Source organism: Acinetobacter colistiniresistens (assembly GCF_024582815.1).
Taxonomy (GTDB): Bacteria; Pseudomonadota; Gammaproteobacteria; order Pseudomonadales; family Moraxellaceae; genus Acinetobacter.
Map to the genome: position 1 here is coordinate 2,341,121 of NZ_CP102099.1, position 24,433 is coordinate 2,365,553.

At 41.5% G+C, this 24,433-nt stretch carries 30 protein-coding genes and 1 pseudogene; 25 read left to right on the forward strand and 6 right to left on the reverse strand.

The window, feature by feature from the left end; all coding sequences use genetic code 11:
• Positions 1–18: 18 nt before the first annotated feature.
• From NQU59_RS11135 to NQU59_RS11150, 4 genes are all read right to left on the reverse strand, one after another.
• Positions 19–768 carry a YebC/PmpR family DNA-binding transcriptional regulator gene (locus tag NQU59_RS11135; protein ID WP_005240991.1) on the reverse strand — a complete coding sequence of 250 codons (750 nt, stop codon included), beginning with the start codon at positions 766–768 and terminating at the stop codon, positions 19–21.
• 142 nt (positions 769–910) lie between these two features.
• Positions 911–1,456 (reverse strand): 1-acyl-sn-glycerol-3-phosphate acyltransferase, encoded by a 546-nt coding sequence (locus tag NQU59_RS11140; RefSeq protein ID WP_005240993.1) that lies wholly within the window; start codon positions 1,454–1,456, stop codon positions 911–913.
• Positions 1,457–1,998: 542 nt separating this feature from the next.
• Complete coding sequence (locus tag NQU59_RS11145; protein ID WP_208727777.1) at positions 1,999–2,274, reverse strand: DNA-binding protein; 276 nt, start codon at positions 2,272–2,274, stop codon at positions 1,999–2,001.
• On the reverse strand, positions 2,275–2,526 hold the full coding sequence (locus NQU59_RS11150) for a hypothetical protein (protein ID WP_257066256.1): 252 nt from the start codon (positions 2,524–2,526) through the stop codon (positions 2,275–2,277). It lies immediately after the preceding gene.
• Here NQU59_RS11150 and NQU59_RS11155 point away from each other — a divergent pair.
• The 25 genes and pseudogenes from NQU59_RS11155 to NQU59_RS11275 form a co-directional block, all read left to right on the forward strand.
• Positions 2,468–3,082 (forward strand): annotated as a pseudogene (locus NQU59_RS11155) (DnaB-like helicase C-terminal domain-containing protein); the annotation flags it as partial. The gene NQU59_RS11150 and the pseudogene NQU59_RS11155 overlap by 59 nt on opposite strands.
• A gap of 101 nt (positions 3,083–3,183) precedes the next feature.
• Complete coding sequence (locus tag NQU59_RS11160) at positions 3,184–3,585, forward strand: phage head morphogenesis protein (RefSeq protein ID WP_257063464.1); 402 nt, start codon at positions 3,184–3,186, stop codon at positions 3,583–3,585.
• The gene (locus tag NQU59_RS11165; RefSeq protein WP_257063466.1) at positions 3,582–4,793 is read left to right on the forward strand and encodes a DUF2213 domain-containing protein; all 1,212 of its coding nucleotides are present in this window, start codon (positions 3,582–3,584) and stop codon (positions 4,791–4,793) included. Before NQU59_RS11160 ends, NQU59_RS11165 begins: the two co-directional genes overlap by 4 nt.
• Before the next feature lie 11 nt (positions 4,794–4,804).
• On the forward strand, positions 4,805–5,272 hold the full coding sequence (locus tag NQU59_RS11170; RefSeq protein ID WP_257063467.1) for a structural cement protein Gp24: 468 nt from the start codon (positions 4,805–4,807) through the stop codon (positions 5,270–5,272).
• 3 nt (positions 5,273–5,275) lie between these two features.
• Positions 5,276–6,271 (forward strand): DUF2184 domain-containing protein, encoded by a 996-nt coding sequence (locus tag NQU59_RS11175; protein ID WP_257063469.1) that lies wholly within the window; start codon positions 5,276–5,278, stop codon positions 6,269–6,271.
• 70 nt (positions 6,272–6,341) lie between these two features.
• Positions 6,342–6,692: a hypothetical protein gene (locus NQU59_RS11180; RefSeq protein ID WP_257063471.1), complete on the forward strand. Its 351-nt coding sequence runs from the start codon at positions 6,342–6,344 to the stop codon at positions 6,690–6,692.
• Between the two features lie 13 nt (positions 6,693–6,705).
• Positions 6,706–7,191 (forward strand): hypothetical protein, encoded by a 486-nt coding sequence (locus tag NQU59_RS11185; RefSeq protein ID WP_257063472.1) that lies wholly within the window; start codon positions 6,706–6,708, stop codon positions 7,189–7,191.
• The gene (locus tag NQU59_RS11190) at positions 7,192–7,578 is read left to right on the forward strand and encodes a gp436 family protein (protein WP_257063473.1); all 387 of its coding nucleotides are present in this window, start codon (positions 7,192–7,194) and stop codon (positions 7,576–7,578) included.
• A gap of 2 nt (positions 7,579–7,580) precedes the next feature.
• On the forward strand, positions 7,581–8,024 hold the full coding sequence (locus tag NQU59_RS11195) for a phage tail terminator protein (protein WP_257063474.1): 444 nt from the start codon (positions 7,581–7,583) through the stop codon (positions 8,022–8,024).
• A 7-nt stretch (positions 8,025–8,031) separates the two neighbouring features.
• A complete protein-coding gene (locus NQU59_RS11200; protein ID WP_257063475.1) occupies positions 8,032–8,241 on the forward strand; it encodes a hypothetical protein in 210 nt (69 codons plus the stop codon).
• A complete protein-coding gene (locus NQU59_RS11205) occupies positions 8,228–8,974 on the forward strand; it encodes a phage tail tube protein (protein WP_257063476.1) in 747 nt (248 codons plus the stop codon). The genes NQU59_RS11200 and NQU59_RS11205 overlap by 14 nt, the downstream gene beginning before the upstream one ends.
• 69 nt (positions 8,975–9,043) lie before the next feature.
• Complete coding sequence (locus NQU59_RS11210) at positions 9,044–9,610, forward strand: hypothetical protein (RefSeq protein ID WP_257063477.1); 567 nt, start codon at positions 9,044–9,046, stop codon at positions 9,608–9,610.
• Positions 9,611–9,678: 68 nt separating this feature from the next.
• On the forward strand, positions 9,679–9,960 hold the full coding sequence (locus tag NQU59_RS11215) for a hypothetical protein (RefSeq protein WP_257063478.1): 282 nt from the start codon (positions 9,679–9,681) through the stop codon (positions 9,958–9,960).
• Positions 9,961–9,966: 6 nt separating this feature from the next.
• Positions 9,967–10,371: a Pmp3 family protein gene (locus NQU59_RS11220; RefSeq protein WP_257063479.1), complete on the forward strand. Its 405-nt coding sequence runs from the start codon at positions 9,967–9,969 to the stop codon at positions 10,369–10,371.
• Between the two features lie 124 nt (positions 10,372–10,495).
• A complete protein-coding gene (locus NQU59_RS11225) occupies positions 10,496–14,386 on the forward strand; it encodes a tape measure protein (RefSeq protein ID WP_257063480.1) in 3,891 nt (1,296 codons plus the stop codon).
• Positions 14,386–14,808, forward strand: a complete 423-nt coding sequence (locus NQU59_RS11230; RefSeq protein WP_257063482.1) for a hypothetical protein — start codon at positions 14,386–14,388, stop codon at positions 14,806–14,808. The genes NQU59_RS11225 and NQU59_RS11230 overlap by 1 nt, the downstream gene beginning before the upstream one ends.
• A complete protein-coding gene (locus tag NQU59_RS11235; RefSeq protein ID WP_257063484.1) occupies positions 14,792–16,774 on the forward strand; it encodes a hypothetical protein in 1,983 nt (660 codons plus the stop codon). The genes NQU59_RS11230 and NQU59_RS11235 overlap by 17 nt, the downstream gene beginning before the upstream one ends.
• Before the next feature lies 1 nt (position 16,775).
• Entirely contained in the window at positions 16,776–18,389 is a 1,614-nt protein-coding gene (locus tag NQU59_RS11240) for a hypothetical protein (protein ID WP_257063486.1), read from the forward strand.
• A 54-nt stretch (positions 18,390–18,443) separates the two neighbouring features.
• Positions 18,444–19,703 carry a hypothetical protein gene (locus NQU59_RS11245; RefSeq protein ID WP_257063487.1) on the forward strand — a complete coding sequence of 420 codons (1,260 nt, stop codon included), beginning with the start codon at positions 18,444–18,446 and terminating at the stop codon, positions 19,701–19,703.
• Between the two features lie 41 nt (positions 19,704–19,744).
• Positions 19,745–20,005 carry a hypothetical protein gene (locus NQU59_RS11250; RefSeq protein WP_306436570.1) on the forward strand — a complete coding sequence of 87 codons (261 nt, stop codon included), beginning with the start codon at positions 19,745–19,747 and terminating at the stop codon, positions 20,003–20,005.
• A complete protein-coding gene (locus NQU59_RS11255) occupies positions 20,002–20,397 on the forward strand; it encodes a hypothetical protein (RefSeq protein ID WP_257063489.1) in 396 nt (131 codons plus the stop codon). Before NQU59_RS11250 ends, NQU59_RS11255 begins: the two co-directional genes overlap by 4 nt.
• A 14-nt stretch (positions 20,398–20,411) precedes the next feature.
• Positions 20,412–22,436 carry a hypothetical protein gene (locus NQU59_RS11260; RefSeq protein ID WP_257063490.1) on the forward strand — a complete coding sequence of 675 codons (2,025 nt, stop codon included), beginning with the start codon at positions 20,412–20,414 and terminating at the stop codon, positions 22,434–22,436.
• Positions 22,429–22,659, forward strand: a complete 231-nt coding sequence (locus NQU59_RS11265; protein ID WP_257063491.1) for a hypothetical protein — start codon at positions 22,429–22,431, stop codon at positions 22,657–22,659. The genes NQU59_RS11260 and NQU59_RS11265 overlap by 8 nt, the downstream gene beginning before the upstream one ends.
• Before the next feature lie 60 nt (positions 22,660–22,719).
• The gene (locus NQU59_RS11270) at positions 22,720–23,103 is read left to right on the forward strand and encodes a hypothetical protein (RefSeq protein ID WP_257063492.1); all 384 of its coding nucleotides are present in this window, start codon (positions 22,720–22,722) and stop codon (positions 23,101–23,103) included.
• A 56-nt stretch (positions 23,104–23,159) separates the two neighbouring features.
• Complete coding sequence (locus NQU59_RS11275) at positions 23,160–23,720, forward strand: lysozyme (protein ID WP_257063493.1); 561 nt, start codon at positions 23,160–23,162, stop codon at positions 23,718–23,720.
• Between the two features lie 161 nt (positions 23,721–23,881).
• Here NQU59_RS11275 and NQU59_RS11280 read toward each other — a convergent pair whose 3' ends face one another.
• A complete protein-coding gene (locus NQU59_RS11280; protein WP_257063494.1) occupies positions 23,882–24,106 on the reverse strand; it encodes a hypothetical protein in 225 nt (74 codons plus the stop codon).
• Between the two features lie 3 nt (positions 24,107–24,109).
• A complete protein-coding gene (locus NQU59_RS11285) occupies positions 24,110–24,313 on the reverse strand; it encodes a hypothetical protein (protein ID WP_257063495.1) in 204 nt (67 codons plus the stop codon).
• Between the last annotated feature and the right edge of the window lie 120 nt (positions 24,314–24,433).

The following is a 24,433-nucleotide window of genomic DNA, read 5'->3' on the forward strand; positions in this document are numbered from 1 at the left end:
TTTATTCGTCTGAGTGGCTTAAGCATCAAGTTGCGTTAATACATCTTCAGAGAATTCAACGTTGGTATAAACGTTTTGAACATCGTCAAGATCTTCAAGCATATCAATCATTTTCATGATTTGTTTAGCTTGATCGATATCATTGATTTCAGCTTTAGTCGATGGGCTCATTACAACTTCGGCATTGTCAGATTTTAAACCTGCAGCTGTAAGCGCATCTTGGACATCACCAAAACTTTCAGGACTCGTGATAACTAAGATCGTATCTTCATCAATCTCGATATCGTCAGCACCTGCTTCTAAAGCAACTTCCATGACTTTGTCTTCCAAAGAAACATCTTCAAAAGAAATTTCGCCACGCTTGGTGAATAGGTAAGCCACTGAACCATTGGTACCCAAGTTGCCATTGGTTTTAGAGAAGCAATGACGGACATCTGGTACAGTACGGTTTAAGTTATCGGTCATGGTCTCAACGATAACCGCAACACCACCAACACCATAACCTTCATAGGTGACTTCTTTTAAATCATCGTTATCTTCGCCACCAGCGCCACGCTGAATCGCACGATTGATGGTATCGCGTGTCATATTCACAGAAAGTGCTTTTTCAACAACAGCACGTAAACGTGGGTTGCTTGCAGCATCTGGCCCGCCCAAACGTGCAGCGGTTACGATTTCACGGATATATTTAGTAAAAACTTTACCGCGACTGGCATCTTGTTTAGCTTTACGATGCTTAATATTGGCCCATTTAGAATGACCCGCCATGGAAGTAACTCCAAAAAATAAAACTTAAAAAAAGTGCAGGAATATTAGCATAGCGATGGTTTTGTTGAAAACTAGCATCGCTCATATTCAAACTTTAAAATCCTGATCAGGCGTCAAAGATTGATCAAATAGATTGAATCAATTAGCTAATTTTGACGTCTATGTCGTATTCGGCATAAAGTACTTTGATCTTTTCTAGATCTGATTGTAGATCGCTTGGATAAATTTTCCCTAGAATGCCGCCTTTCTTGGTACGTGCATTGGCATACATTAAAATAATGGGCACATTGGCAGCTTTAGCGATATGCCAGAAACCCGTACGAATGGGGTTACGTACTTCACTATCTTTGGCACGCGTTGCTTCAGGTGCAATTACCAGATTAAAACTGTCATTTTGATTAAATAGTTCAACCATTTGCGTGACAATATCTTTGTTGGCTTTACGGTCAACAGGGATGCCACCCAAACGTTCTAAAATTGGTTTTAATGGACCTTTAAACAATTCTTTCTTGATTAAGGTATGAATTTTTAACTCTAAAATTTCAAATAATGCGAGTGATAGAATGGTATCTAAATTGGAAGTATGTTCGAAGCCGATAATGACTTGTTTCTTTTCTAAAATGGCCGGATCAACCTTGTATTCCCAACCTGTTGCTTTAAAAATAGATTTTCCTAAAAATTTTTTCATGTTTGTCATCATAGGCTTTGAATTGCAGCAGTGTAATACGACTTTTCAGGAAAATACATATCCGAAAATACCAGATAAAAAGAAATTTAGATGGCTTATTAATGATCAAAATAGCACATTAAGATCTTTACTCAAGCTGGGGAGATCAGATAGAATCAGCGCAGTTTATGATTTTTAACATTATTTTGGTAATTTGATAAAATCATCTGCTTGTAATTTAAGTTAAATTTAACTAAGATCAGGCAGTATTCATCATATACACAATATGATTCAAGTTTAGGGCCTATAGCTCAGTTGGTTAGAGCAGCGGACTCATAATTCAAAAGTTACAAAAAATACCTCGCAACAATAGACAATAATAAACAATAATTCGCAATAAATTTCCTCTCTAAGTCGTTAATTTAAATCACTATATTTTAAAAATTGCACTAATTCGCAATAATATACACTAATTCGCAATAATCTAAATGCCTACAAATTGCCTACAAGTTTTTTTGTAGACTGCCTACAAAACGCCTACACGCCTACAAAGAAAAAAGCCGCTAAATGTAAGCGGCTGATGATGTACTTTCATGGAACTGTTTGGAGAAATAATCCATAGCATCTTGCTTCTTATAGAGGATAGTGCGTCCTTCTTTGCTGAATGGGATGCCTCCACCAGCGCAACGTTTTAGCTGGAACCAAGGTAAAGATTTTTTATAAACAATTGCCAAAACCTCTGGTGTGAAAGTGGCATCATTTGGAGCTGCCCAATATTTAATTGCTTCAGCAGCTTTTTCCTCAGAAGTCATTCGGTCCAACTTTGTTAAGCGTGACATTTAACTTTCCTCCGCATCCGCTTTTGGTTCTAAAACCACGCCATCATAAGTACCGTCACCCCCACAGTTTAGGCAATGTGTATAAACCCCTAAACCATCTTCATCAGGACTAAAGTTTTCAGGAAATGGCTCATCTAAAAATACTGTTCCATCGATTGGTTTGGTGTGTATATGAGGGGCTAATCCGTAATATGAGGCTATCTCGCGCGCTACGGATCGATTGATCCAAAAGGCTGAGGCTAAGGCAAACAAGCAATACACTGGTGTGCAATTCAACCTTACTCATGTTGATCACCTGGTAGGAATGATTCAAAAAGGTCATTTCTGTGTAGTAGGAGGTCGTCCAGGATCAGGAAAGTCAACACTTGCTCAAATGCTTGTGATCCAGACTGCAATCCAGTATCGCGAACCTGTTCTGGTGGTGTCAGCGGAGATGGATGTAGAGACCTTTACGAATCGTTGTATCTCTGCTTTGACTTCAATCCCATATGACAATATTCACAATGCTGAATTGTTTGATGGGATGTTAGGCCAATTTGCAGATGCTCAAAAGCGTTTCAGTAAACTGCCAATTCATATCGAAGATAAGCAAAAGCCAACGATAGCTGAAATCCATTCTTATGCACGTAAGGCGAAACGCAAATATAAGCGCCTTGGCTGCATTGTTATTGATTACTTGCAGTTAGTGCGTGATCCAAGCAAGAAAGACCGCTATCAAGAAGTCAGCTCAATTAGTCGTGATTTAAAAGCATTGGCGAAAGATTTTAATTGCCCAGTTATAGCATTGGCACAGCTTAATCGTGAGTCTTTACAGGCCTCATGCGTGATGAGGATCTGCAGAACGCCGTTGAAGATGCTATTGCTGCAAATGTACGTCTCATTCGATCTATACCAAGTCTATATTTTGATTTGATCGAGGGCGCAATTCTAACAGGGCTGCAGACTGGCCAGAGAGCAGATTTTATTAAACAAGAGATACTTAAAATTGGTAAGTCTACCGATTCACGTGCTCTCTTAATTGCAATTGATCAGCTTGGAAAAATAAATGGGCGACTAACACAAATCAGACAGCAAAAATTAGGTATAACGCACTACACCTGGTCAACAAGTCATGATGAGAGGGTAAGGCATTCTCATCGCCCTAGGGATGGGCTTTTATTTGCTTGGGATAATCCGCCTGATGATGGGCATCCTGGTATTCCCATTCGTTGTCGTTGTGTGGCCATACCTTATACAAAGCATTTATTTGATAAGAATGCGCCAACGCCTGAGCAGGTAATGGCAGAGCAAAATAGAAAGGATGAGAAATGAAACGTTATTTACTTCACTTAAAGCTGGGTGACTTTGCACCTGCACAATCGACAAGAACCCTCACCCCTGAGGGTTTTTTATTGTGCAAAGATGCCCGACTCGGCAAGGCACCTCAGGTACGTCAGTACTACGCTGGTGAATTTAATGGGATCGAGGGTTATACCCCTGATCAAGTCATCAATGTCTACAGTTCTGCTGAGGAGCTATTTAGACCTGAAACTATTCAAAGTTATCAAGGTGTGGATGTTACTGACAATCACCCTCCTGGTAATACAGTAAATGCAGCTACATGGAAAACTCACTCGATCGGAACACTGTCAAACGTGCGACAGGAAGGTGATTTCCTAGTAGGGGATTTGCTAATCAAAGATAGCGATGTGATCAATCAGATCCAAAGCCAAGAGCGTTTAGAGCTATCGCTAGGCTACGGCGCTGAATTGTATTTTATCAGCGGAACAGCACCAGATGGTACGCCGTACCAAGCTGAATTTAAAAACTTCTTTGGCGATCATATTGCCCTCGTCAAATATGGCCGATGTGGTGGCGATTGCCGCATTGGTGATCAAAAACCAAATCCAAACAATATGGAGAAAACAATGCAAATCATTGTAAACGGCATCCCTTTTGATGTGGCAGATAATTCTGCATTAGCAGCTGCCCTTAAAAAGGATCAGGACCTTTTGGCCACATTGCAGCAGGCGGCTGATGCAAAAATCAAAATCGGTGATCAGGAATTTTCAGTTTCTGAATTACCTGCAGTTCAAGCCGTGATTGATAAGGTAATTGCAGATGCAAAAGCCAATGCTGAAAAGATTACTACCCTTGAAGCGAATCAAGTCACCCCTGAAAAGCTTGAAGCATTAGCAAATGAGCGTGCAGCAGTTATCACTGATGCAAAAAAACTCAATGCAAGTGTGAAAACAGAAGGATGTTCATGTGAGCAAATTAAGCGCGAAGCCATCACAGCTAAAGCAGGCGATGCAATTGTTGGCGCAATCTTGGGGGCAGTTACAGTTGGTGATGCTAAGCCTGAGCAAGTTGACATGGTTTTCCGTGCATTGGTTGCCACCAGTGGAACTCAAAATAAACCACACCCGCTTAATACCATCAATGCAGGAGATAGCAAAACTACCCCGCCTGCAGGTGGGGATGGCAGCCCGCAAGAACAGGGTTATGACAAAACAACAGCTTGGAAAAAAGAGATTTAAGGAGTTTGCGAATGCAACTTAATGCAAATGTCGCGCTGGTAGGGCAGCGCCTAAAAAGTACCCCTGAAGATGTTCGCTCTATGCCTATGGCAGGTGCAGGAACATTAAATGATGGCCAAGTTGCGTGTGATGCTGGTGACGGCGTTCGTTGTGCGGCTGTAGATGGTGTATTGCGACCTGTAGGCATCATTGTGCACCAGCACATTGGGAAAAACGGAACTGACGCGAATGGTAAAGAGGCTTACAAGCAATTCGATGTGCCTCCTGTTATGCGCGTTGGTCGAATTTGGGTGAAGCCCGCCGTGCCGATTACTGCAACAGGTGGCAAGGTTTACGTGCGTACAGCGAACGCAACAACAAATAATCCGCTGGGTTCATTGCAGACCAGTGCAACGGATGGTACCGAGTTAGTCGGTGCAACTTGGGACAGCATTTCTAGTGCTGATGGAAAGGCTATTGTTCAATTACGCGGGGCTTAATACATGAATCGTGAACAACTTATTAATCGAAAGCTCGCCCTGTTTGGTGGTGTAGCACCTATCATGCAGGCCCAGGTGGGCGATGCATTTAATCTTAAAAATCTGGTGACACTACTTGTTAATTTGGAAACAAGTAATGAAATGACACCGCAAATGACAGAAGCAACCGAATATGCTTCGTATATTCCAGTGAAATCCAATTTCCCTGCAGTGGTTGGTACCAAGCATACATTACAACGTAAAAATGGTGTGGGTGAAGGTCAGGACCATAGTGGCACAGGTGACGACTTTCCATTGGCCGAGGTATTTTATGATACCGTTGACCTTGGGGTTCGTTCAGGGGCAATTGGTTATCAATATTCGATTCTAGAATTGGCCACGGCATCCCAAGCGGGTATTACTCTTGAAACTGACAAGATCCAAGCAGCACGATTAGCATTTGAAAAGCATATGTCTCGTATTGCTTGGGTTGGTGATATCAATTCTGGATTGCGTGGCTTGTTTAACCAAATTGGTGTGAACGTTCAAACGGCTTTAAAGGCATGGGAAACAGCAACACCAGATGAGATTCTTGCCGATTTTAACGACATTTTATCTGATGCGATTGAAGCGAGTGAGTTCAATCCTTCAATCGTTCCAGATACGGTTATCCTGCCAACAAGTCTGATGCGCATTCTTACTCAACGCCGTATTGCGGCAAATTTAGAAACCACAATTTTTGAATGGGTTTCTAAAAATAACTTACTTGCACTTGAAGGGAAAAAACTGACGATCCGAAGTACTTCACGTACCGAAAGTATGGGGGTTGGTGGCATTCGCCGTATTACAGTCTATCGCCGTGATCCTGGTTGTATTGAAATGCGCATCCCTAAAGACTTAGAGTTCTTGGCACCACAAGCAAAAGGTCTAGATCTTTTCACACCAGGTTATTACTTATATCAAGGTGTATGGCTCAAGCGTGTAGATAGCTTGCGTTATATGGATGTTCCTAAAGCTTAATTAACCAACATAAAAATCATGACTAAATAGCCGCAATTAAGCGGCTTTAGTCATTTTTGGAGCAATGAAAATGCCGAAATATACATATCAGGGTGAAATGGGTCGCGTTTCTGCACGTACTGCAGTAGGTCCAATCGTACTGCCGAAAGGCGAAGAAGTAGAAATTACAGATGAGCAGCATGATGCTTTAGCCAATCATCCTGTTTTCACAGCTTTGGAAAAGTCAGGTGTGTTAATTGTCACCGATGTTAAAAAGGCGAAATCCGGGGCTAAAGGCGGTGGTGCTGCTGCAGAAGCTGCAAAGGCAGCTGAAGAAGCAAAAATCGCTGAAATCAAAGCTGAGCTATCAAGCCTCAATGTCGAATTTGGTGAAGATGAGTCACTTAAAGATCTTCAAACCAAGTTAGATAAAGCCAAATAACTGGTGAAAATGCATGAAGGTAAAAACTAGTATCATTCAGACAGGAAACTGGTTTTTTAATAAGTTGGTGTCTCAAGCAACTAAGATTACTGGCCATGCTGAAGTGGGGGTGTTCGGTGGTAAACCGAGAATCACAGACTTAAAGCATGGTGGTAAGCGTTCAATTGATATGGCTGATTTAGCAGCAATCCATGAATTTGGTGCACCTGGTAAAAATATTCCTGAGCGTTCTTTCCTTCGTGCAAGTTTACAGCTAAACCAGGGTAAATACAGTCAGTACCTTTTAGGGCAATTAAAACCAATGCTTTTGGGTAAAACCTCGATGGCAGCTACATGGCAATTCTTGGGGCAAGAGGCTCAGGCTGATGTTCAAAGTTACATGATTAACGGAAAGTTTGTTCCGCTTAAGCCAAAAACAATTAAACGAAAAGGCAGTAGCAAGCCTTTAATTGATACTGGCCAACTACGCCAATCAGTCACTTATAGAGTGGTGAAATAAATGGGCTATTTATCCCGTGAAGAATTGATAGCGCGGTTCGGTGACAATGAGATAGTAAAGCTTGAACGCAATATTGCACGCACTGACGGAGAACACCCACCAACGTCAGAAAAAGCCATTTCAGATGCTGAAGAAATGGTAAACGGCTATATTGCTGTTCAATACCCTTTACCATTACCCAGCACAACAGAACCTGTAAAAAGAGCTGTTGCTGTGATTGCGCGTTATTTCTTATACAAAGACAGGCCAACTGAAATCGTCCGGCAAGATTATGAGGATGCAATTAGTTGGCTAAAGCAGATTGCAACAAGTAAGGCAGTTCTGATTTTTCCTGTAGCTGATGATCAGCCGCAGCGGATGGTTGGAACGGGAATTTTTGTGGTGTAACTATGACAGCAATTAATGACTATTTTGCAGTAGAGCCGCTATTGGTTGAAAGACTTCAAACAGAAATGCCCGAGATTTTGGATGTTAACACCCCATTTACAATCGAAACAATGCTCGAAGGTACTAATAATGCGCCGTCAATCAGTGTTATCTATTTTGATGATCGAGTGGGTGAAAGTGCCAGCAATGGAAGTTCTGCAACCATTTTTCAGCAATGGTTAGTAGTGCTGTGCATTCGGGATGCTGAGGCTCAACTGCAAAATACAAACACACTTCGTAAAGAAGCAGATCCATTTATTCGGAAGCTCTTGGATACACTGCAGGGATTTAATCCTCAAGTGCCAGGATATCGAATGTTCAAACGAGCGAATTCACCGGTGCGAATTGGTAATTCACCTGGCTTTGCTTATTTCCCTTTTATGTTTGAAATTCAAGTTTTCACATGAGGTATTCATGACCAAGCAATATAAAGCATTAAAGCCTGTTGGCCGTTGGGCTGAGGGCGAGACAATTGGAGCCTTGCCGATTGCGCAAATCCTCCAATTAGAAAGTGACGGAATTATCAAAGCAATTGAGGAAAAAGCTTCAGTAGAGCAGATCCCCAAAGCAGAGGTAAAACAACCAAACAAAAAACAGGTAGGGGAAAACAATGTCGAAGCCTGATTTACTCTCGCTACAAGGCGAACTGCATTTAGCAAAATACGTTAATGGTGTACCAGGTCCATTATTAGCAATTGGCAACATGCCATCTTTAAAATTGAAGATTACATCAGATAAAACTGATCATTTTGATAGTCGCTATGGCTATCGCGCCAAGGACGCAACGTTATACAAGCAGACTGGTGTCGAAATTGATGGTGAGCTTGATACAGTGAACAAAGATAGTCTTGCACTTGTCATGAGTGGTAAGAGCCTTGAAATCCCGTCAAAAACTATTACTGATGTTTCATTAGGGACGATTACAGTTGGCTCAATGATTGACCTTGGTCTGCGTAATCTAACTGGTGTTACTTTTAAAGACAGTGCCGATGCTGCTATTGATGCAAGCAAGTATGTTCTTGATTCAGTATTTGGCACTGTAACTTTTGTTGAAACAGTTACTGGTGCAGTGAAGTGGTCAGGTACCGCAGCTGCAAAAACACGGACAGTGATTGCCAATAATATTGGTACTGAGTACAAGGCATTGTTCAAAGGCATTGATACTTACACTGGCGATAAAGTTGTTGTCGAGCTGCATCGTTTAACCTTCTCACCTGAAACAGAGTTCGACCTGATCAATGAGGATTTTAATAAGTTCTCAATCTCAGGCGATACGATCGCAGACAATAGCAAAGCGAATGATGCAGAGCTAAGTGTTTTCGGTCACATTGAACGTTTCAAAGTAACTACACCGTAAAACAGAACTTACAGGCACAGGGGCGCATAAGCGTCTTTTTTTGTGCCTGTACCTTTCAGGATTCTTTCTATGAATGACTTCTTTCTAGCGAACAATGAATCATTGCCCCATGTTTTTGTTGACCATGAAATCCATATATTACAGATCCAAGTGAAGAACTTGGAACGATTCGCCATATATGCCAATGACATTAAAAACTCATTGGAAAGTTATTCAATAGAAACAATTACGCCGTTAATTGAGCCTCAATTGCTTAATATCATGGGTTTGTGCTCACTGGTTGCGGATATTAGCCCAGATCAGTTTATAAAGCACACGGCGCAAATCAGCGCGATTGCTGAGCTTGTTTTAAAGATCATCCAAGTGAACGATGCATTTTTTAAAAAAGAAGAACGGCGCAATCGTTCAAGAGATGAGGCTGATAACCCAAGTTGGTTTTATGCTTTTGCATATTTGGTGAGGAATGGCCACCGGCACGATGATCTTATGAATCTGACTTATGGGGCATTTTTGCAGTACTTAAAAGAAGCACAAGCTTTAGAACGACAGCAAATCAAATCCTACGCCGTGGCAACGCGTGTTGCGAACAATACTGATAGAAGTGGATTTGAAAAATATTTGAAGCAGTTAGATTAAAAACTATTTTGATGACTTAAAATCCGCCTTTTGATAAATTATGTGCAATATAACAAATGGTTTGAATTATGAAGTATTTAATATTAGGGGTTATTTCAATTTTCATCTCAGCAAATGTTCTTGCTCACGATACGCGCTCTATTAGAACAACAACGGAAGCGGTATTTATAGGTGATACTGAAGAGAGCATGATTTCTAAACTAGGGCGATCAAAGCCACGTTATTTTGTATATAACGAAAACGGCGTAGTATGTGCTGCAACTGAATATAAATATGAAATCGATATGTCTTTGTATACAGTTATAGTATGTGGGAAAAAAGTTTTAAAGATTGATGTGACTTCTAGGTGATAAAAAATGAGTATTCAAACTGTTGAATGCATTGTCTGTGGGCATGTAGGGGCAACAAAAACGAAAGGCAGTGTTGCTATAACTATTTTTTTACTTTTTTGGGGGATATTACCTGGTGTTGTTTATGAAATTTGGCGAAGATCAAGCGGTAAAGTCTGCAGTGCTTGCGGAAGTAGCAATGTAAGACTTTTCATCCCTCGACCTATTCAAAATCAACAACAAAATATAGAGCCACCTAAAATCTCTGGAACTAAATTAGTTGCCGCAGATGCATATGCATTTAATAAAAGTGAAAATGGGTCAATAAAATTTGATGAAAATGGAATTGAATTAAAAAATTGCCCCGATTGTAAGGAGCTTATTAGGATTGATGCTCGAAAATGCAAACATTGCGCAAGTATATTTGAGTAACATATTTAGTATTTAAAGCCCGACCATGAGTCGGGTTTTTTATTGTCTTATTTTTTAGTTTTACCATACGGATATGTTGTGCCCATATCTATATGATCTTTTAAATCAGTAAAGAGGTATGCATATGGCTAATGATCTAGTATTTAAAGTTTTATTGGATGCAGATACAAAAGACTATGTATCGAACATTACACAATCAGAAGATGTTACCAAAGCGATTGTAAAAACAATCAGAGAAGAAGCGGACAAGCTTAAAGATACATCGGAAAAAGCCGGCAAAGAAGTTGGTAAGATTATTCCAGATGATATTAAATCTAAAGCTGACGATGCAAATTCAGCAATGATAAAAGTCACAAAAGCCGCAGATGATTTAGGTAAACAATCCAATTCTGCATCTGATAAGGTTGAAAATCTGAATGAAAAAATAAAAGCGACAGGTAAAGATGCAAGTACAGCTTCAAAAAATATTGAAGATTTAATCCCTAAGGGTACTTTAGATCTAGCAGGAGCATTAACAAGCAACTTAAATAATGCGACAGCTGCTATACAAGGTGCTGGATCGAATGCTAGTCAAACTGCAAAAGAATTCGCAGAATTCGGAAAAGTTTCAGAAAAAGCCTTAGGGGTTTTAAAATCAGATTTAGATCAGGCAAAGCAAAAATTACAGTCATTTTCTACAACGAACGCAACACCACAAGATATTGCTCGTGCGCAAGCAGAAGTAGATAAATTAGAAAAAGAAGTAAGCCAGGCGGATCAGGCGTTTAAAAATTTTCATCAAGCAAGTGGCCAAGCGAACCAAAGCCTTAAAGAGACTGAAAGTGCAGCAAATAGCGCCCAAAAAGGCGTTAATACTCTTAAGTCTGGGGTGACGGCATTGGTTAGTGCATTTGCTGCACTTGGGATAGGTTTAGGAGTCAAGGAGTTAATTGATGCAGCTGATGCTTATAATACATTAGCGGGTAGAATTAAAATCGCCACTCAAGATGGTGGTAATTTTGCTGAAGCAATGAATGGGGTCCAGCGCGTTGCTATCAGTACAAATTCATCATTAGAAGCTACGGCCACTCTGTTTACCAAGGTTAATGATGTTGGTAAGCAAATGGGACTTACCCAACAGCAGACATTAGATTTAACAGAAACTATCACAAAAGCGATGCAGCTTGGTGGTGGAAGTGCACAATCTAGTGAAGCCGCTGTGGTCCAGTTGACTCAAGCGCTGCAATCAGGGGTTCTTCGAGGCGATGAATTCAACAGTATTATGGAGCAAGCACCAGCAATCTCTAAACTGTTGGCACAGTCTTTAGGAGTGACCACAGGTGAACTGCGGAAAATGGCGAATGAGGGTGAGTTATCTACTAGCCGTGTTATAAAAGCATTTCAATCGCAAAGAGCTGCAGTAGATGCTGAGTATGCTCAATTACCTTTAACCGTGAATAAATCCCTACAGAAAATCAAAACGGAATGGATGATTTTAATAGGGGAAATGGATACCCAGGCAGGAAATATAACCGGATCAATTGCGCAAATGTTATCTGGCTTAGCAGACAACATGGATGTGGTGAAAATAATCTTTAAAGATGTTATGTCAGGTATTGATGCTATTGGCGCAAGATTTAGCAGCTTGGTTGATGGTGGAACAATCCTGGCATTAAAAAATGCTGTCGGAAGTCTCTATGAAAGCTTTAAGAATTTGGTTAGCACAACATTCGATTTAGGGAATTCATTGCAGGACATTTTTGTCACCCTAATTAAAAATGCTATAGGAACCTTAGGCTCATTTTTTGGCATCGTTCAAGATGGTGATAAAGACTTAAATCTTTTGAATACTACACTAAATGGTATTTCTATTGCCTTGGGCTTAGTGAGTGACGGCATTACTGGAGCAAAAATTGCGATTGAGTTTATTAGTGGTGCTGTTATCGCTTTTGCAGGAAGTTTTCTCAAAGCTCAAGGAGAGATTCTAGACTTTATTCCGTTGATGGGTAATGTTGCTGAACAAGCAAAATTGAATGGTGAACGGTTAATTGCTGAGGGTAAAAAACTAATTGGTCAGGCTAATGATGATGCAATGGCCTTTGAAAGTGAGGGGAAAAAGAGACTAGATCGATCCATTGAATCTGAAGCTCAAGCCAATGCCAGAATATTAGCAGAAAAGCGCAAAGCACTAGATGATACCTTATCACTTCAGTCTAGTGAGGAATTGGGTAATGCCAAGTTACAGGCGCAAAAACTAGCGGCAGTCGAAGAGTATGCTAATGGAGTAATCAAAGCTAATGATGGGTTGTTAAGCAAAGATTTACAGCTTGAACTTGCAAAAAAAGGATATTACACCACAGTTGATGAAGGTGGAAAGGTCGTAGTTAGCACCTTAACCGAGCAAGAGCAAGCAACTATAGAAGCAACTTTAAAAACTAAGCAACAAGAAGAGGCTTTTAGAAGTGCGGCAGCAGCGGGCCAAAAATTCGGTATAGACGTTGCAGCTGAGGTTAATAAGGCATCAAAAGAATTTGTAAGTTCTAAGGGTACACTTACAGAATTTACGAACTCTTTAAAAGATTCAGGAATCATTGGTGCTCAAGCCGCCGACATGACATATCAGGCTTGGCAAAAGTGGTTGAGTCAGGCAAAAAATACAGCTGAAGTAGACGTAGCTAAATCTAAACTCATGGCAATGGGTGTTGCTGGCCAAGTATCTGGCGAACAAATCAATGCAGGTTTTAAGCTTGCTGATGCCGCAGCCAAAGACTTGAATCCTACGCTTAATGCAGCCCGTGAAGCAGGGAATGCATTAGGCATAGATATTGATAAAACGGCAAATATCATGTCTAAAGGGTTTGGCCAGGGAAGTGTTGCATTAGATGACCTTAAGGCAAAACTTAAAGAGTCAGGGATCGTTGGTCAAGATGCATCAAATACCATTTATCAAGCATGGCAGGCATGGTTAGGCAAAGCAGATAGTAAAGTCGAACTTGATGCAGCTCAGGCTAAATTAAAAGAGTTTGAGGCTCAGGGTGTGTTTTCATCTAAGCAAGTCGAAAACGGCATGCTTGCATTAAAACAACAGACTGAAAAAGTTGCAGAATCTACGGATGAAGTGACACAAGCTTTTAAGCGCCTTGGCATCCAAACCAAGGAACAATTAAAGCTTGCTGCAGATTCAGCGCTTGCTGATTTCAACACTATACAAGCCAGCGGTAAAGCAACGGCGGAAGGACTTAAACAAGCTTATGAGCGCGTTATGCAAGCCGCCGCCGCATCGGGTGATCAAGCTGTAATTGCAAACGCTAAAGCCCGAGGCGCATCTGTTGGGCTACAAGCTCAGATCGATGAGACTGGTAAAGCCTCAGTAAAATCAACTCAAGAGATTGTAGATGCTCTTTATAAAGTTGGTGATACGGCGCGAGGCTCAGCTTCACAAGGTTTCCGTGATCTTGGTCGTGTAGCCCGTGAAGAAGCAAGAAGCACTGCTGATGAATGGGAAGCAGCAATGAAGAAGGTTGATGCTGAACGTAAAGCGCAGGCCGCTTCTACGGCGAAAGGAATGGGTCAGGCTATGGATGATATGGCAGCCAAAGCAGCTGACTATGAGAAACGTTTAGCAGCTGCTGGCATGGATGCGGCGCAGGCCAAAAAAGCTGGCAAAGACGCCTTAGACAGCATGATGTTTGCTTACTCTCAAGCGTTAAAAATGGGATCTGTAACTGACTTTAGTACGCCGTTACTTAAAAAGATGGATGACACTCTCGCTTATTGGCAGGGTAAAAAGTCTGGATCAGGTGGCAGCTCTGTTTCGGTCGGTGGTAAATCACCTGCAGTCAATGTACCCAACATTCAAGCGCCGTCAATTGAGTCGCCTAAGGTGCCAAGTAGCTCTGATATCTCAAATCCTAAAACTGTTACTTATAAATTTCAGTGGATGGGTAAGGAAATGGAGCTCAAAGGCGATCCTAATCAACAAAACTTAGTGAATGATTTTCTAACCGAACTTGAACAATTGAACAGGGCAAGATAATGAAGCTCAAGCGCAATTTAACAAATGAAACCGTCCAACTTGAGGATGGTTTTTTATGGTCTGACGAATTTGACTGGAAGCCCATTGAGCAATCACAAGAGCGTGCAATTGACGGCACCTTAATTGTTCAAGAAGGCAAGAAGAAGTCTGGCAGACCTATTACTTTAACGCCGCCACCAGAACAAGGTTGGGTAAAGCGCTCTGAACTATCAATCATTAAGGATTGGTCTGCACTTCAGAATGAGCAATTCACGCTAATTTTTGAATATCCGCATGACACCCGCCAATTCAATGTGATTTTCAATCATGCGGAAGGCGCTATCGAAGCAAAGCCAGTACTAGGTTTCCCAACAGTATCTGATGGTGATTTCTACGAAGTCACTTTTAAATTTTTAGAGGTGCCAAATGCCGGTACAAACTAACAATCTAATTTTATACAAGTCTGAGCGTTTGACTGATACACCAGACGGCGGCGGTAAATACTCTGGGCAAGTTGTGGTTGATGGGGAGAGTAATAACCTTTTCCCTGATGTGTCGGAACTTGATAGAACTATGGGCCGTGTGTCAATTCGGAAAATCTTTGCTGGCATTAATAACAACGATACAGCGGCATTAATGGGGTCCACGGTTTTTGTTTCCAAGAATCCAGATGATCCAAATGTTTCAGCTTTGCTGTTTAGTACTAAGTCGCATACGGATATGCGTAGCGCAGCTGCTAATCGTATCGAAAGCTATTTAGCCAAGGGTGGCCAAGCAGTAGGGACATTGCTTGATACAGCGTACATCGGCATGAAGTCAGTTCAGGCTGTGATGGGAACCAATGAAGCCGAGAACAGTGTTGGTGACACTCTCGTTCTTGTGGTGAATGAAGGTACTGTAAATGAATTCACTCAATTCTTTCGGATTACAAAAGTTGAAACACGCATTCAAAAGTTTCGCGCTGGCAGTGGTGGCGGTGGTTCTGAGGGTGAAAAGGAATGCAAGATTGCAACTTATACTTTCAATGATCCACTTGCCCGTGATTTTGTTGGCCTAAGCATTCTACAGTGGTGGCAAAATGCTAAATCACCGACTTTGATTCGCGATACTGTGATTGCAGATTCAGGTAAATATTATGCCAGTGTAGGTGTGGCGCAAAACGTTGGCGTGGGTAGCTTTACGATTCAAGCCAAGACGATCTTTAGCCAGCTTATCCCATCGTCGCAGACTGAAACGCCGTTGCTAGATCTTAATGCAGTCAGTGAAAACCTTGCATTGGTAGCTGGTAATAGCGGTACCATCACAGCACAATTCACTACTAACGTGAACAATAACCAAAGCTTGTATATTGGTTCGAGTGTGCTTCCTGCGAGTGTTTCATTCACTTTATTTGGGCAAGCAATCATCGATAACGGCGGTACTTTACGCACAGTAAACGGCACTCAAATCGGCACAATCGACTACCAAGTTGGGCATATTGTATGGACCAATGCAGTCGGTTCAGGCAATGCGATTGTGAATATCACATTTACACCCGCAGCCGCACCGGTTCAGCCATTTGAGTCTTATGCTCTACCAGTCACTGCGGCGAATCAGGGTACCAACTGGACTGGCGTATTAACACCTATCCCTGCACCTGGTGCACTCAGTATCTCTTATATGTCTCAGGGTAAGTTCTATGTGATTCGGGATAACGGAACAGGGCGTTTATCTGGCGCGACTGATTCTATTGGTAGCGGCTCAATCAACTATCAAACAGGGACTTGGCTGCTAACTACAGGCGCACTTCCTGATGTTGGCACGCCGATTTTACTGCAATGGGGTAGCCCGATCAGCACGTTTGCAAGAGCTAATTCGCCAGTACTTCCTGCAGGTTTTGACTTTCAGTTATTCCAAAACGGGATTACAAGCCTCACGGCGACATGGCAGCTGGAAGGCGAAACCAAGACTGCAACGGTCGATAGTTCAGGACAGTTCACTGGTGATGCCATCGGATCGATGACGTTCAATAACGGGAAAGGCCGAATCATTCCGAAGAAGTTGCCGCAGAAAAACACAGCATTTGTGCTGACGTATAACTACGGTACTGGGAAAACCCAAACGGTTTCGAATGTTAATCCTGATTCTAATCAAAAGTTGCTTTTCACGATTGGTACTGGGTCGGCAATTCAACCGTCATCAGTAGGGCTTGAACTGCCAGTCAATTCAACCAGTGGAAGTGCAGACAAGCGGATTGTGACCTTGCACGATGTTCCCATCGATGCAACGACAGGGAACTTGGTCAATGAGTTTGGCGAAGTGCAGGGCAAGATTGTTTATGCAACTGGCGCTTGTGAAGTCACACCAGTTCTACAGCGTACTGTTTATCGAACTGTTTATGAACCTTTAGTTTTCTATGTGAGTGGTTAATATGACTGAACTTCTTTTACCGCAAAAATCAAAAGTGGTCACAAGCACTGAATCATTAAAAGCATTTGATCCAACAACGATCAGTGTGCGGTACCGCGACACTTCTGGTTCAGGCAGTGATACTAAAACGATTAATGCAGACAAGCTTAGCTTTGATTTAACACAGGGCTTTGATGAGCAGATCTTATCGAACTCGGTTCGCTTTAAGTTAGGTGCAGATACGTTTATCGATCGAACAGGCCTGTTGTATCGTAATGTCGACAGTTCAACAGGTAGTGGGACGCAATCAGGCGCAATTCAATATGGTACCGGTGTTGTTGAGTTCGACACTTGGACACCGAATGTCGATAATCAGTTAACACTGCAGTCGATGACGACCACAACTGACATGCTGCCCGTGCATCATGTCGGTTTCCGTACACCAACTATCCCGATTCGCCCTGGTTCTTTAACGGTGGTGGTTGCGCCGTTGAGTGGTGGCCAATTAACTGTGACAGCAAATGAAGCGGGGGTAATTGAAACACCTCAGGCACACGGTAAAATCAATTATGACACTGGGTTTGTTGATATTTACTTTTATGAGAAAAAGCGAAAATCAGAAATTCCTGATGTCATAAATCAGCCATGGTACAGCCCTGAATTGGAATACACAGAAGGCGGGGCAATCTATATCAATGTGCCGTTCTGGATTGATCCAACTAGCGTACGCTATAACGCCATTGCTTACACGTATATCCCGCTTGATAGCGAGATCCTTGGTTTATCTGCGACACGTTTACCGCCTGATGGCCGTGTGCCAATATTTCGTGTTGGTGATACGGGTGTTATTGCATCATCTAAAAAGCAAGAGTTACCAAGCCATGTGGCAGGTCAGACATACGATCTAAATGATCAGCGTATTTCGTGGTGCGAGCTTGAGGATTCGAACGGCGTTAAGGTACCGCATGACATGTACACGGTTAACTATGATTACGGCAAAGTAACATTAAGTGGTGACTTTGCTTTGAATAGTCTTGTTGCACCGATCTTTGCTGCATATCGTTATCAAGATATTGGCTTGATCAATGATGTACAGATCAGCGGTCAAGTGACATTCACCAAGCCTTTAACGCATAACTACAGTAAGGACGATTCGATTGTTGGATCTGTTGTGGTCGTAGGTGATATGTTCAGCCGCTATTCAACCAAGTTTGTACAAGGCACATGGAATAGTGTTTGGGCTGATGAGCCATCAGGTCAGCCAATCACTCCAAACTACAATGATGCTTTGTATCCGATCCTGATTACAAATAAAGGTGCAATCCAAGAGCGTTGGGCGATTGTATTCACCGATATTTCATCATTTCGAGTAATTGGCGAGGTATCTGGACAGATTGCTACCGGTACAACAACAATGGATTGTAAGCCGATTAATCCCATCACAAATGAGCCTTATTTCAATATTAAGAAAGAAGGTTGGGGCACAGGTTGGGCAAGCGGCAATGTTCTACGCTTGAACACAGTGGCAGCAATGCAGCCGATCTGGTGCATACGTACAGTGAAGCAATCTGAACCGACGGTTCTAAGTGATAACTTTCAAATCATGTATCGCGGCGACATTGATCGAGTGATTTAAACTTTTAACCCTTAAGGGCTGCACATGCAGCCTTTTTTATTGAGTAAATAAAACATGGCTACAGATATCAAAGTGCAGTTTTTTAGCCATCTAAATGGCATTAATCTTGGTAATAACTGGGGTGATTTGATTCGGATGCTGGATACCTGCTTGGTAAATGGCTTACCTTTTACCAGCGTTACAGCGGCTAGTATCGATGCAAACGGCGATATTAATCTGACTTTCTTTGCAGCGCATAATGCCGTTTTATTCCAGATTGTTGAGCTATCAGGTTTCTCGCCGTCAAATATTAATGGGAAATATCGTATTAAGGGCTTACCAACATCAACTCAAATGATTCTTAAAGCTGAGTTGTCAGGTAAATCAATTACAGCGAATGGATCAGCGAAATTAGCAGCACTTGGCTATGACATTATTTTTCGTGATACTAACGATGTTAAGCGGGTATATCGAGCAAAAAATCCAAGTTCATTACACCCATTCATCCGAGTAGATGAGTCAATTTCTGATGGAACAAATTCTTATAATTCAGCTTACGCAAAATTTGCGATGGTTGGGCTTCTTGAGAACATGTCACATATTAATGATTATGAAGATCCCAATAAATTACAGCTGCCTCTAGATACTTCTAATTTTAAACGTAATTGGCAAATAACTGGCACAGGAACAACGGTAGTTCGAGGTTGGTCACGTTGGTATTGGGCGAGAAATTCTAATGTGTACAATGGTTCAGCGGATCAAGCTGCACCTTCTGAGGGAAACATACAATTCACATTTTGTGGAGATGAGGATGCGTTTTATTTTATTCGTCCTTACACGCCAACGATAAATCGTAAGGTAATTTCAGGATGTGGAATTTTTAATGCAGCTTTAGATAGTAGTATTGTTTCGAACTGGTTTTTAATGACTACTTACAATGCGGCAAATGCCAGTTTTGGGCAAGATTTTAGTAGTGGCATTCAAGGAGGTTTACCTCTTGCTCTTAATGAAAATACGTCTTGTTTTCTCACAACCAAATATACTGTTAACGCTCGTATTGCAAACACAGATATTGCAAAACCTATTGTTTTCAATTATGCAAGCGGAGGCGGTGCATTCAATTCCTCTCAAGTCGCAGCATTAGAAATCCCCTTTCGAGATAATTCAGGTTTTTTAAGGGGGACATTAAAGCATGTCCTATATTCTGGTAACTCAAGAGGGGGGATAAACACAACACCGTTGATAAGCGATACGTCAATGTATGTTACTGATTCTATTCTAGCTATAGATTTCAATCCTGGTGGGCTTTATTTTTATTTAGGGGAGCTTGAATAATGAGACCGTGCACAAGAAGAGTTTTTCGAAGTGATTATATAATGCAAAATTTAGGCTTTGGTTCTAAAAATACAGTTGCAAGCATTAAGGGATCAACTAAAAAGCTCGGAGTGAATTATGCTGATGCGTTAGTTGCTCTTTATAACAAAGAGAATCTCGCACTGATTGGAGTAAGAAAGCCCGATGCAAATGGGGGATATCAATTTTATGGTCTCAATAATTCAGTTAATTGTTTCATTGTCGCTTTTGACAATAAAAAGCAATATAACGCTGTCATTCAAGATGGAGTGGTCCCAAAATGAGTGTAATTCCTTCTTTAGCCGCAGGCTTGGCACAGCTTCAAGCGCTGGCAAACTTTCTAGATACAGGTAGCAATAACGCTACCTTTATTTTTTATGACGATGCTAAACCCACAAGTGTGAATATTGCCGCTAATGCTAGTGCAAAGCTTACGACTCTGACGTTCCCTAAACCGTGCTTTAAGAAACTTAATACAGATGGAATTGAACTGAATCAAACTGATGCTGCACTGGTTATTAAAGCAGGTACGGCGACATGGGCACGGATTTATAATGGCAAAGGTGAGGCTGTGGCGGATTTTGCTGTGGGTGCTGAAATTACTTTGGCCCAGCCCAATCTTGCTTTGGGCAGTACTTTGATGATCAATTCATTTGTATTAAAACCGACAACTTAAATTGAGGTGTGCATGTGTCAAATTACATTCCACCAGATGCACATAATATCAGCCTAAATTTAAAAGATGAGTTAGTGGCTGTTGATTCCCATAATCTCATTTTAAACTTTGGTGCTGATGAGCAAATCAATGCGGCTGTAAATGCAGGAGTAGCAACCTCGTTTATTGCTGAAATCGTTGCCACTCAATACACATATAATTCTGTTAAAGCTGTTGTTCAAACTGCTTTTGATGCTGCCATTGGTGTATTGCCTGGTGAAGCTGTCCAGGTAAGCGGAGTTGTAGAAACTTCATTTTATGTTGATATCCAAGCGATAGTTGTAAATCAGTCTTGTCGTGTTGAAGCTGTGATTTCAACAAGTATCAATCCGTTTATTAATGCACGTTTTGATATCAATTCAGCGTTTGGTTTAAGTCATCTAAGTGTTTTGGAGTATCAAAGAACATTACCAGCACTTCTCGAAAATAAAATGAGGTTTGGTAAACCGCTATTTAAGGCGCATAACAGCGCCTTTGTTTTTGAGCGTGGTTTGACATTATCAAACGCTGTTTTAAGTGCCTTTGAAAAATCTGGCACTTTGCATTGTGCAGTTAGAACTGTCTTTGAAGAAACAACAGGATTGGCCAGTACTTCTAAACTTGTTTGGCAGGAAAACGATAAACGATTCATTGCAAGTACTTTGGTCTTTGAAGAGTCTGAAAAGCTGCTGATTAATCGCCATACAAGTTGGGATGAAATGATTAAAAAGCGTAAGAAAATTACGTTTAGTCATGAAGTCGCAGCAGTCTTTGAAAAGTGGTTCACATTCAAGCATGACAATGGTTTAGAACTGGTCACTACTGACTCAATTCCGTGGGAAGTGGCAAGAGCCGTTTATTACCGCAAATCTTCAGTAGATCCGATCGAGCCGCAGCCAAAGCCTGAATATGTTGGCTCAACCGATCTGAATTTTTCTTGTCATTGTGTAGATGTGGATTCTCACAATGTCATTCTTAATTTTGGTGCAAGCGATTATCTGCCTATTTCTGAAAATAAGGAGCTTTGGTATATCGTGAATGATTTAAATGTGTCGCGCCTTGATAATGGCCAGACAATTCAAGTAAACAACGGCGACTATCGTTGTGACCGTAGCTCTTGGTGCTGGTCATATAATTTAACCATTCCATTTTATGAAAAGTCTAAAACTGAGCCGATCGATGGAAAGCCGATGATCTTGAAAATCATGATCAATGGCAATGAGCACAGGATGCTGCTTGAGAATATTTCACGCTCAAGACAGTTCGGCAAAGATGTTTATAAGCTTTCTGGTCGCAGTCCTTCAGCCTTACTTGATGCGCCGTATTCACCAACTCGATCTTTCACTCAAGAGAATGAACGGACTTCGGTGCAACTGGTTCAAGCTGAGCTTGACCGGGTGAATAGTGATATCACTTTGAATTGGGAGTTGATTGATGCATTGGGGTGGGTGTTGCCCGCTAACAGCCTCAGCTATTCCAATTTAACGCCAATGGACGCTATTAAGCTGATTGCCGATGCAGCAGGTGGGTTTGTTTATAGTGAGCCAAACAGCAACACACTGACGATTAAGCCACTCTATAAGAAAGTGTATTGGGATGCCGTTCAGCAATCTGATTTTGATCGGCTGATCCCTGAATCAGTGGTGATTGATCTATCAACGGATTATGCGCTTTATCCGGACTACAACGGCGTATTTCTAACGAACGATCGAACCGGTGAAACGGGAACAGTAAAACGGCGTGACACTGCAGGTGATGTGAAGTTAGAGCCGATCAATGATCCGCTGTTTACGTCAGTTAGTGCTATGCATGAGAAAGGGCGCTCTGTGCTTGCAAAGGCAGGCATGGTTGAAAGTCACAGCCTGCTAATGCCAGTAGCGAATGAAATCGGCTTGTGTACGCCGTCAGACCTAATTGCATTTAATGCTGAATGGTGGGGCGTGGCAGATAGTGTTAGCGGATCTTTCTCAGAAGGGAAAGTAACTCAAACAGTATCAGTGGAGCGAGTGAATCATGAGTAATGCATTATCACGGCTTTTAGATTTATTGCCCAAAACACCCGAGTTTATCGCAACAGTTCAAAGTGCTGATCATCCTAGCTATAAGGTGCTGGTGGTTGATGGGACCGGGCTTGTGTTGTGTACCAGTTCAACACCTTTTAATGTAGGGGATCGAGTTTATATCAGTGGAAATGAAATAAAGAGAAGTGCGCCCACGGGCGTTGTATATCAAATCGAAGTTTAACTTTAAACATAACTATAGACCGCCAATAAAGGCGGTTTTTTAAATTGGAGCAATGTAAAAATGGCTGAGCCAGTTAGTAGTAGCGCAGGGGCGGTAGCAATCAAAATGTACGGTCTTGGTGTGCTTATCGCTGTTGTAATTTTATTGGGGTATTTGGTTGTAGTGATGACTCGTATGCCACGCAGTCGCAGTGAATGGGTGGTGAGTTTAGTAACGACTGTAATTGGAAGTATTGGCGCAGGTGGTTTCGTTATTCAGCATTTTGCTATGCATGATTATGCGACAACATGGGCAGGGATGTGTGCGATTGGGGGGATTTTCTTTGCATCAGGTTTGCCTTTTTGGGCCATCGCCAGGTGGTTCTTTAAATATGTGAATGACCGAGAAGGAAAAAACATTTTAGAAGTCGGCAAAGAGCTCAAAGATTTTAAAGACAATCTGTAACTTAGCAAATCTCAATGCCGCCTAAGGGCGGTTTTTCATATTAAGAGGATAGTGAAATGGATAGAAAACCTTTCTTTGATGCTGCACGTGTGCTCGCAGGCGGAAAACTTACACAAGCCCAAGTTGATGATCTAAACAAAGTTGTAGACGGATTATCACCAGCGCAGCAGGGTATGACTACAAGCCGCGTGGGTATTAACTTAATCACCAGTTTTGAAGATGAAATACTCATTGCCTATGACGATGGTGTAGGCGTTTGGACTATTGGATTTGGTACCACGATTTACCCTAACGGCGTTAAGGTCAAAAGGGGTGATGTTTGTACTGCAGAGCAAGCTAAAGCATTTTTTACATACGATCTTAAGCGCTTTGAAGCTGCTGTAAATGGTGCTGTTAAAGTTCCATTAACTCAGAATCAATTCGATGCTCTTGTCAGTCTTACATACAATATTGGTGAGAATGCTTTTAAGGGCTCTACATTGCTTAAAAAGCTGAATGCAAAGGACTATCAAGGTGCAGCTGATCAATTTCCACAATGGAATAAAGGCGGTGGAAAAGTCTTGAATGGGCTTGTTCGTCGCCGTGCAGCCGAGCGTGACCTATTCTTAAAAAAGTAATTCACAGATGCAGCCGATCTATCAGTTCTTTGCTGTTTAGCGTCTGCATTCTAATTCTATTACCGGGTTGCACTGCACATTCAATAAAAACTAATGTGAGCATATCTATATGCCTTCAATGTGTGCAGGAGAGATAAGCCCCTATAACTAGGGGCTCTTTTTTATTCCCGAACAACTATGAAGCCTTTGAGTTTTCTCTTATTCAAAAACAAATAACGTTCTGCTGCTACCTTTGTTTGAAACTCTTTAGCACCTTCTTTCTTTTCTGAAAAAATGTATTTCTGATTGTACATAGCACTGATGTCAGAATAGTCTTGATAATCTTCAAATAAGTCAGTCTCTATGTGCATATATTTATTGCCATTTTTAAGATAATAGGGTCGCATAAATCACCTTTTCTTTTTCTGTTGGTTCACTACTTCAGGTGCTTCAAGCTGTGCAATATCGTCATAAATAGGATCTTGACTGAAATCATTTTCTAATTCTTGAGTTACTTCATCAAATGATTCTTGGATAGATTCATCAAAAGAATCTTGTGCGAAGTTGTCTTGGGGGGAGTCTTGGTTTTCGATAGCTATAGATTTAGAGGCCATAATAGTTACTCTTGATTAAGTTACAGAATCAAGTCTGATCTTATAGCCATCATTTAATAAATTCAAATTCAAAGGATTGTGGATAAACTAAAAGCGACATTTCGTGTCGCTTTTTAAGAT

Excerpts from the sequence above, each read along its gene's own strand:
- NQU59_RS11280 (WP_257063494.1), bottom strand. The coding sequence starts at position 24,106 with ATGCGACCCTATTATCTTAAAAATGGCAATAAATATATGCACATAGAG.
- NQU59_RS11140 (WP_005240993.1), bottom strand. The coding sequence starts at position 1,456 with ATGAAAAAATTTTTAGGAAAATCTATTTTTAAAGCAACAGGTTGGGAA.
- NQU59_RS11205 (WP_257063476.1), top strand. The coding sequence starts at position 8,228 with ATGTCGAAGCCTGATTTACTCTCGCTACAAGGCGAACTGCATTTAGCA.
- NQU59_RS11135 (WP_005240991.1), bottom strand. The coding sequence starts at position 768 with ATGGCGGGTCATTCTAAATGGGCCAATATTAAGCATCGTAAAGCTAAA.
- NQU59_RS11285 (WP_257063495.1), bottom strand. The coding sequence starts at position 24,313 with ATGGCCTCTAAATCTATAGCTATCGAAAACCAAGACTCCCCCCAAGAC.
- NQU59_RS11225 (WP_257063480.1), top strand. The coding sequence starts at position 10,496 with ATGGCTAATGATCTAGTATTTAAAGTTTTATTGGATGCAGATACAAAA.
- NQU59_RS11185 (WP_257063472.1), top strand. The coding sequence starts at position 6,706 with ATGAAGGTAAAAACTAGTATCATTCAGACAGGAAACTGGTTTTTTAAT.
- NQU59_RS11270 (WP_257063492.1), top strand. The coding sequence starts at position 22,720 with ATGGCTGAGCCAGTTAGTAGTAGCGCAGGGGCGGTAGCAATCAAAATG.
- NQU59_RS11235 (WP_257063484.1), top strand. The coding sequence starts at position 14,792 with ATGCCGGTACAAACTAACAATCTAATTTTATACAAGTCTGAGCGTTTG.
- NQU59_RS11240 (WP_257063486.1), top strand. The coding sequence starts at position 16,776 with ATGACTGAACTTCTTTTACCGCAAAAATCAAAAGTGGTCACAAGCACT.
- NQU59_RS11210 (WP_257063477.1), top strand. The coding sequence starts at position 9,044 with ATGAATGACTTCTTTCTAGCGAACAATGAATCATTGCCCCATGTTTTT.
- NQU59_RS11230 (WP_257063482.1), top strand. The coding sequence starts at position 14,386 with ATGAAGCTCAAGCGCAATTTAACAAATGAAACCGTCCAACTTGAGGAT.
- NQU59_RS11165 (WP_257063466.1), top strand. The coding sequence starts at position 3,582 with ATGAAACGTTATTTACTTCACTTAAAGCTGGGTGACTTTGCACCTGCA.
- NQU59_RS11265 (WP_257063491.1), top strand. The coding sequence starts at position 22,429 with ATGAGTAATGCATTATCACGGCTTTTAGATTTATTGCCCAAAACACCC.
- NQU59_RS11255 (WP_257063489.1), top strand. The coding sequence starts at position 20,002 with ATGAGTGTAATTCCTTCTTTAGCCGCAGGCTTGGCACAGCTTCAAGCG.
- NQU59_RS11175 (WP_257063469.1), top strand. The coding sequence starts at position 5,276 with ATGAATCGTGAACAACTTATTAATCGAAAGCTCGCCCTGTTTGGTGGT.
- NQU59_RS11220 (WP_257063479.1), top strand. The coding sequence starts at position 9,967 with ATGAGTATTCAAACTGTTGAATGCATTGTCTGTGGGCATGTAGGGGCA.
- NQU59_RS11275 (WP_257063493.1), top strand. The coding sequence starts at position 23,160 with ATGGATAGAAAACCTTTCTTTGATGCTGCACGTGTGCTCGCAGGCGGA.
- NQU59_RS11195 (WP_257063474.1), top strand. The coding sequence starts at position 7,581 with ATGACAGCAATTAATGACTATTTTGCAGTAGAGCCGCTATTGGTTGAA.
- NQU59_RS11190 (WP_257063473.1), top strand. The coding sequence starts at position 7,192 with ATGGGCTATTTATCCCGTGAAGAATTGATAGCGCGGTTCGGTGACAAT.
- NQU59_RS11180 (WP_257063471.1), top strand. The coding sequence starts at position 6,342 with ATGCCGAAATATACATATCAGGGTGAAATGGGTCGCGTTTCTGCACGT.
- NQU59_RS11200 (WP_257063475.1), top strand. The coding sequence starts at position 8,032 with ATGACCAAGCAATATAAAGCATTAAAGCCTGTTGGCCGTTGGGCTGAG.
- NQU59_RS11215 (WP_257063478.1), top strand. The coding sequence starts at position 9,679 with ATGAAGTATTTAATATTAGGGGTTATTTCAATTTTCATCTCAGCAAAT.
- NQU59_RS11145 (WP_208727777.1), bottom strand. The coding sequence starts at position 2,274 with ATGTCACGCTTAACAAAGTTGGACCGAATGACTTCTGAGGAAAAAGCT.
- NQU59_RS11250 (WP_306436570.1), top strand. The coding sequence starts at position 19,745 with ATGCAAAATTTAGGCTTTGGTTCTAAAAATACAGTTGCAAGCATTAAG.
- NQU59_RS11245 (WP_257063487.1), top strand. The coding sequence starts at position 18,444 with ATGGCTACAGATATCAAAGTGCAGTTTTTTAGCCATCTAAATGGCATT.
- NQU59_RS11170 (WP_257063467.1), top strand. The coding sequence starts at position 4,805 with ATGCAACTTAATGCAAATGTCGCGCTGGTAGGGCAGCGCCTAAAAAGT.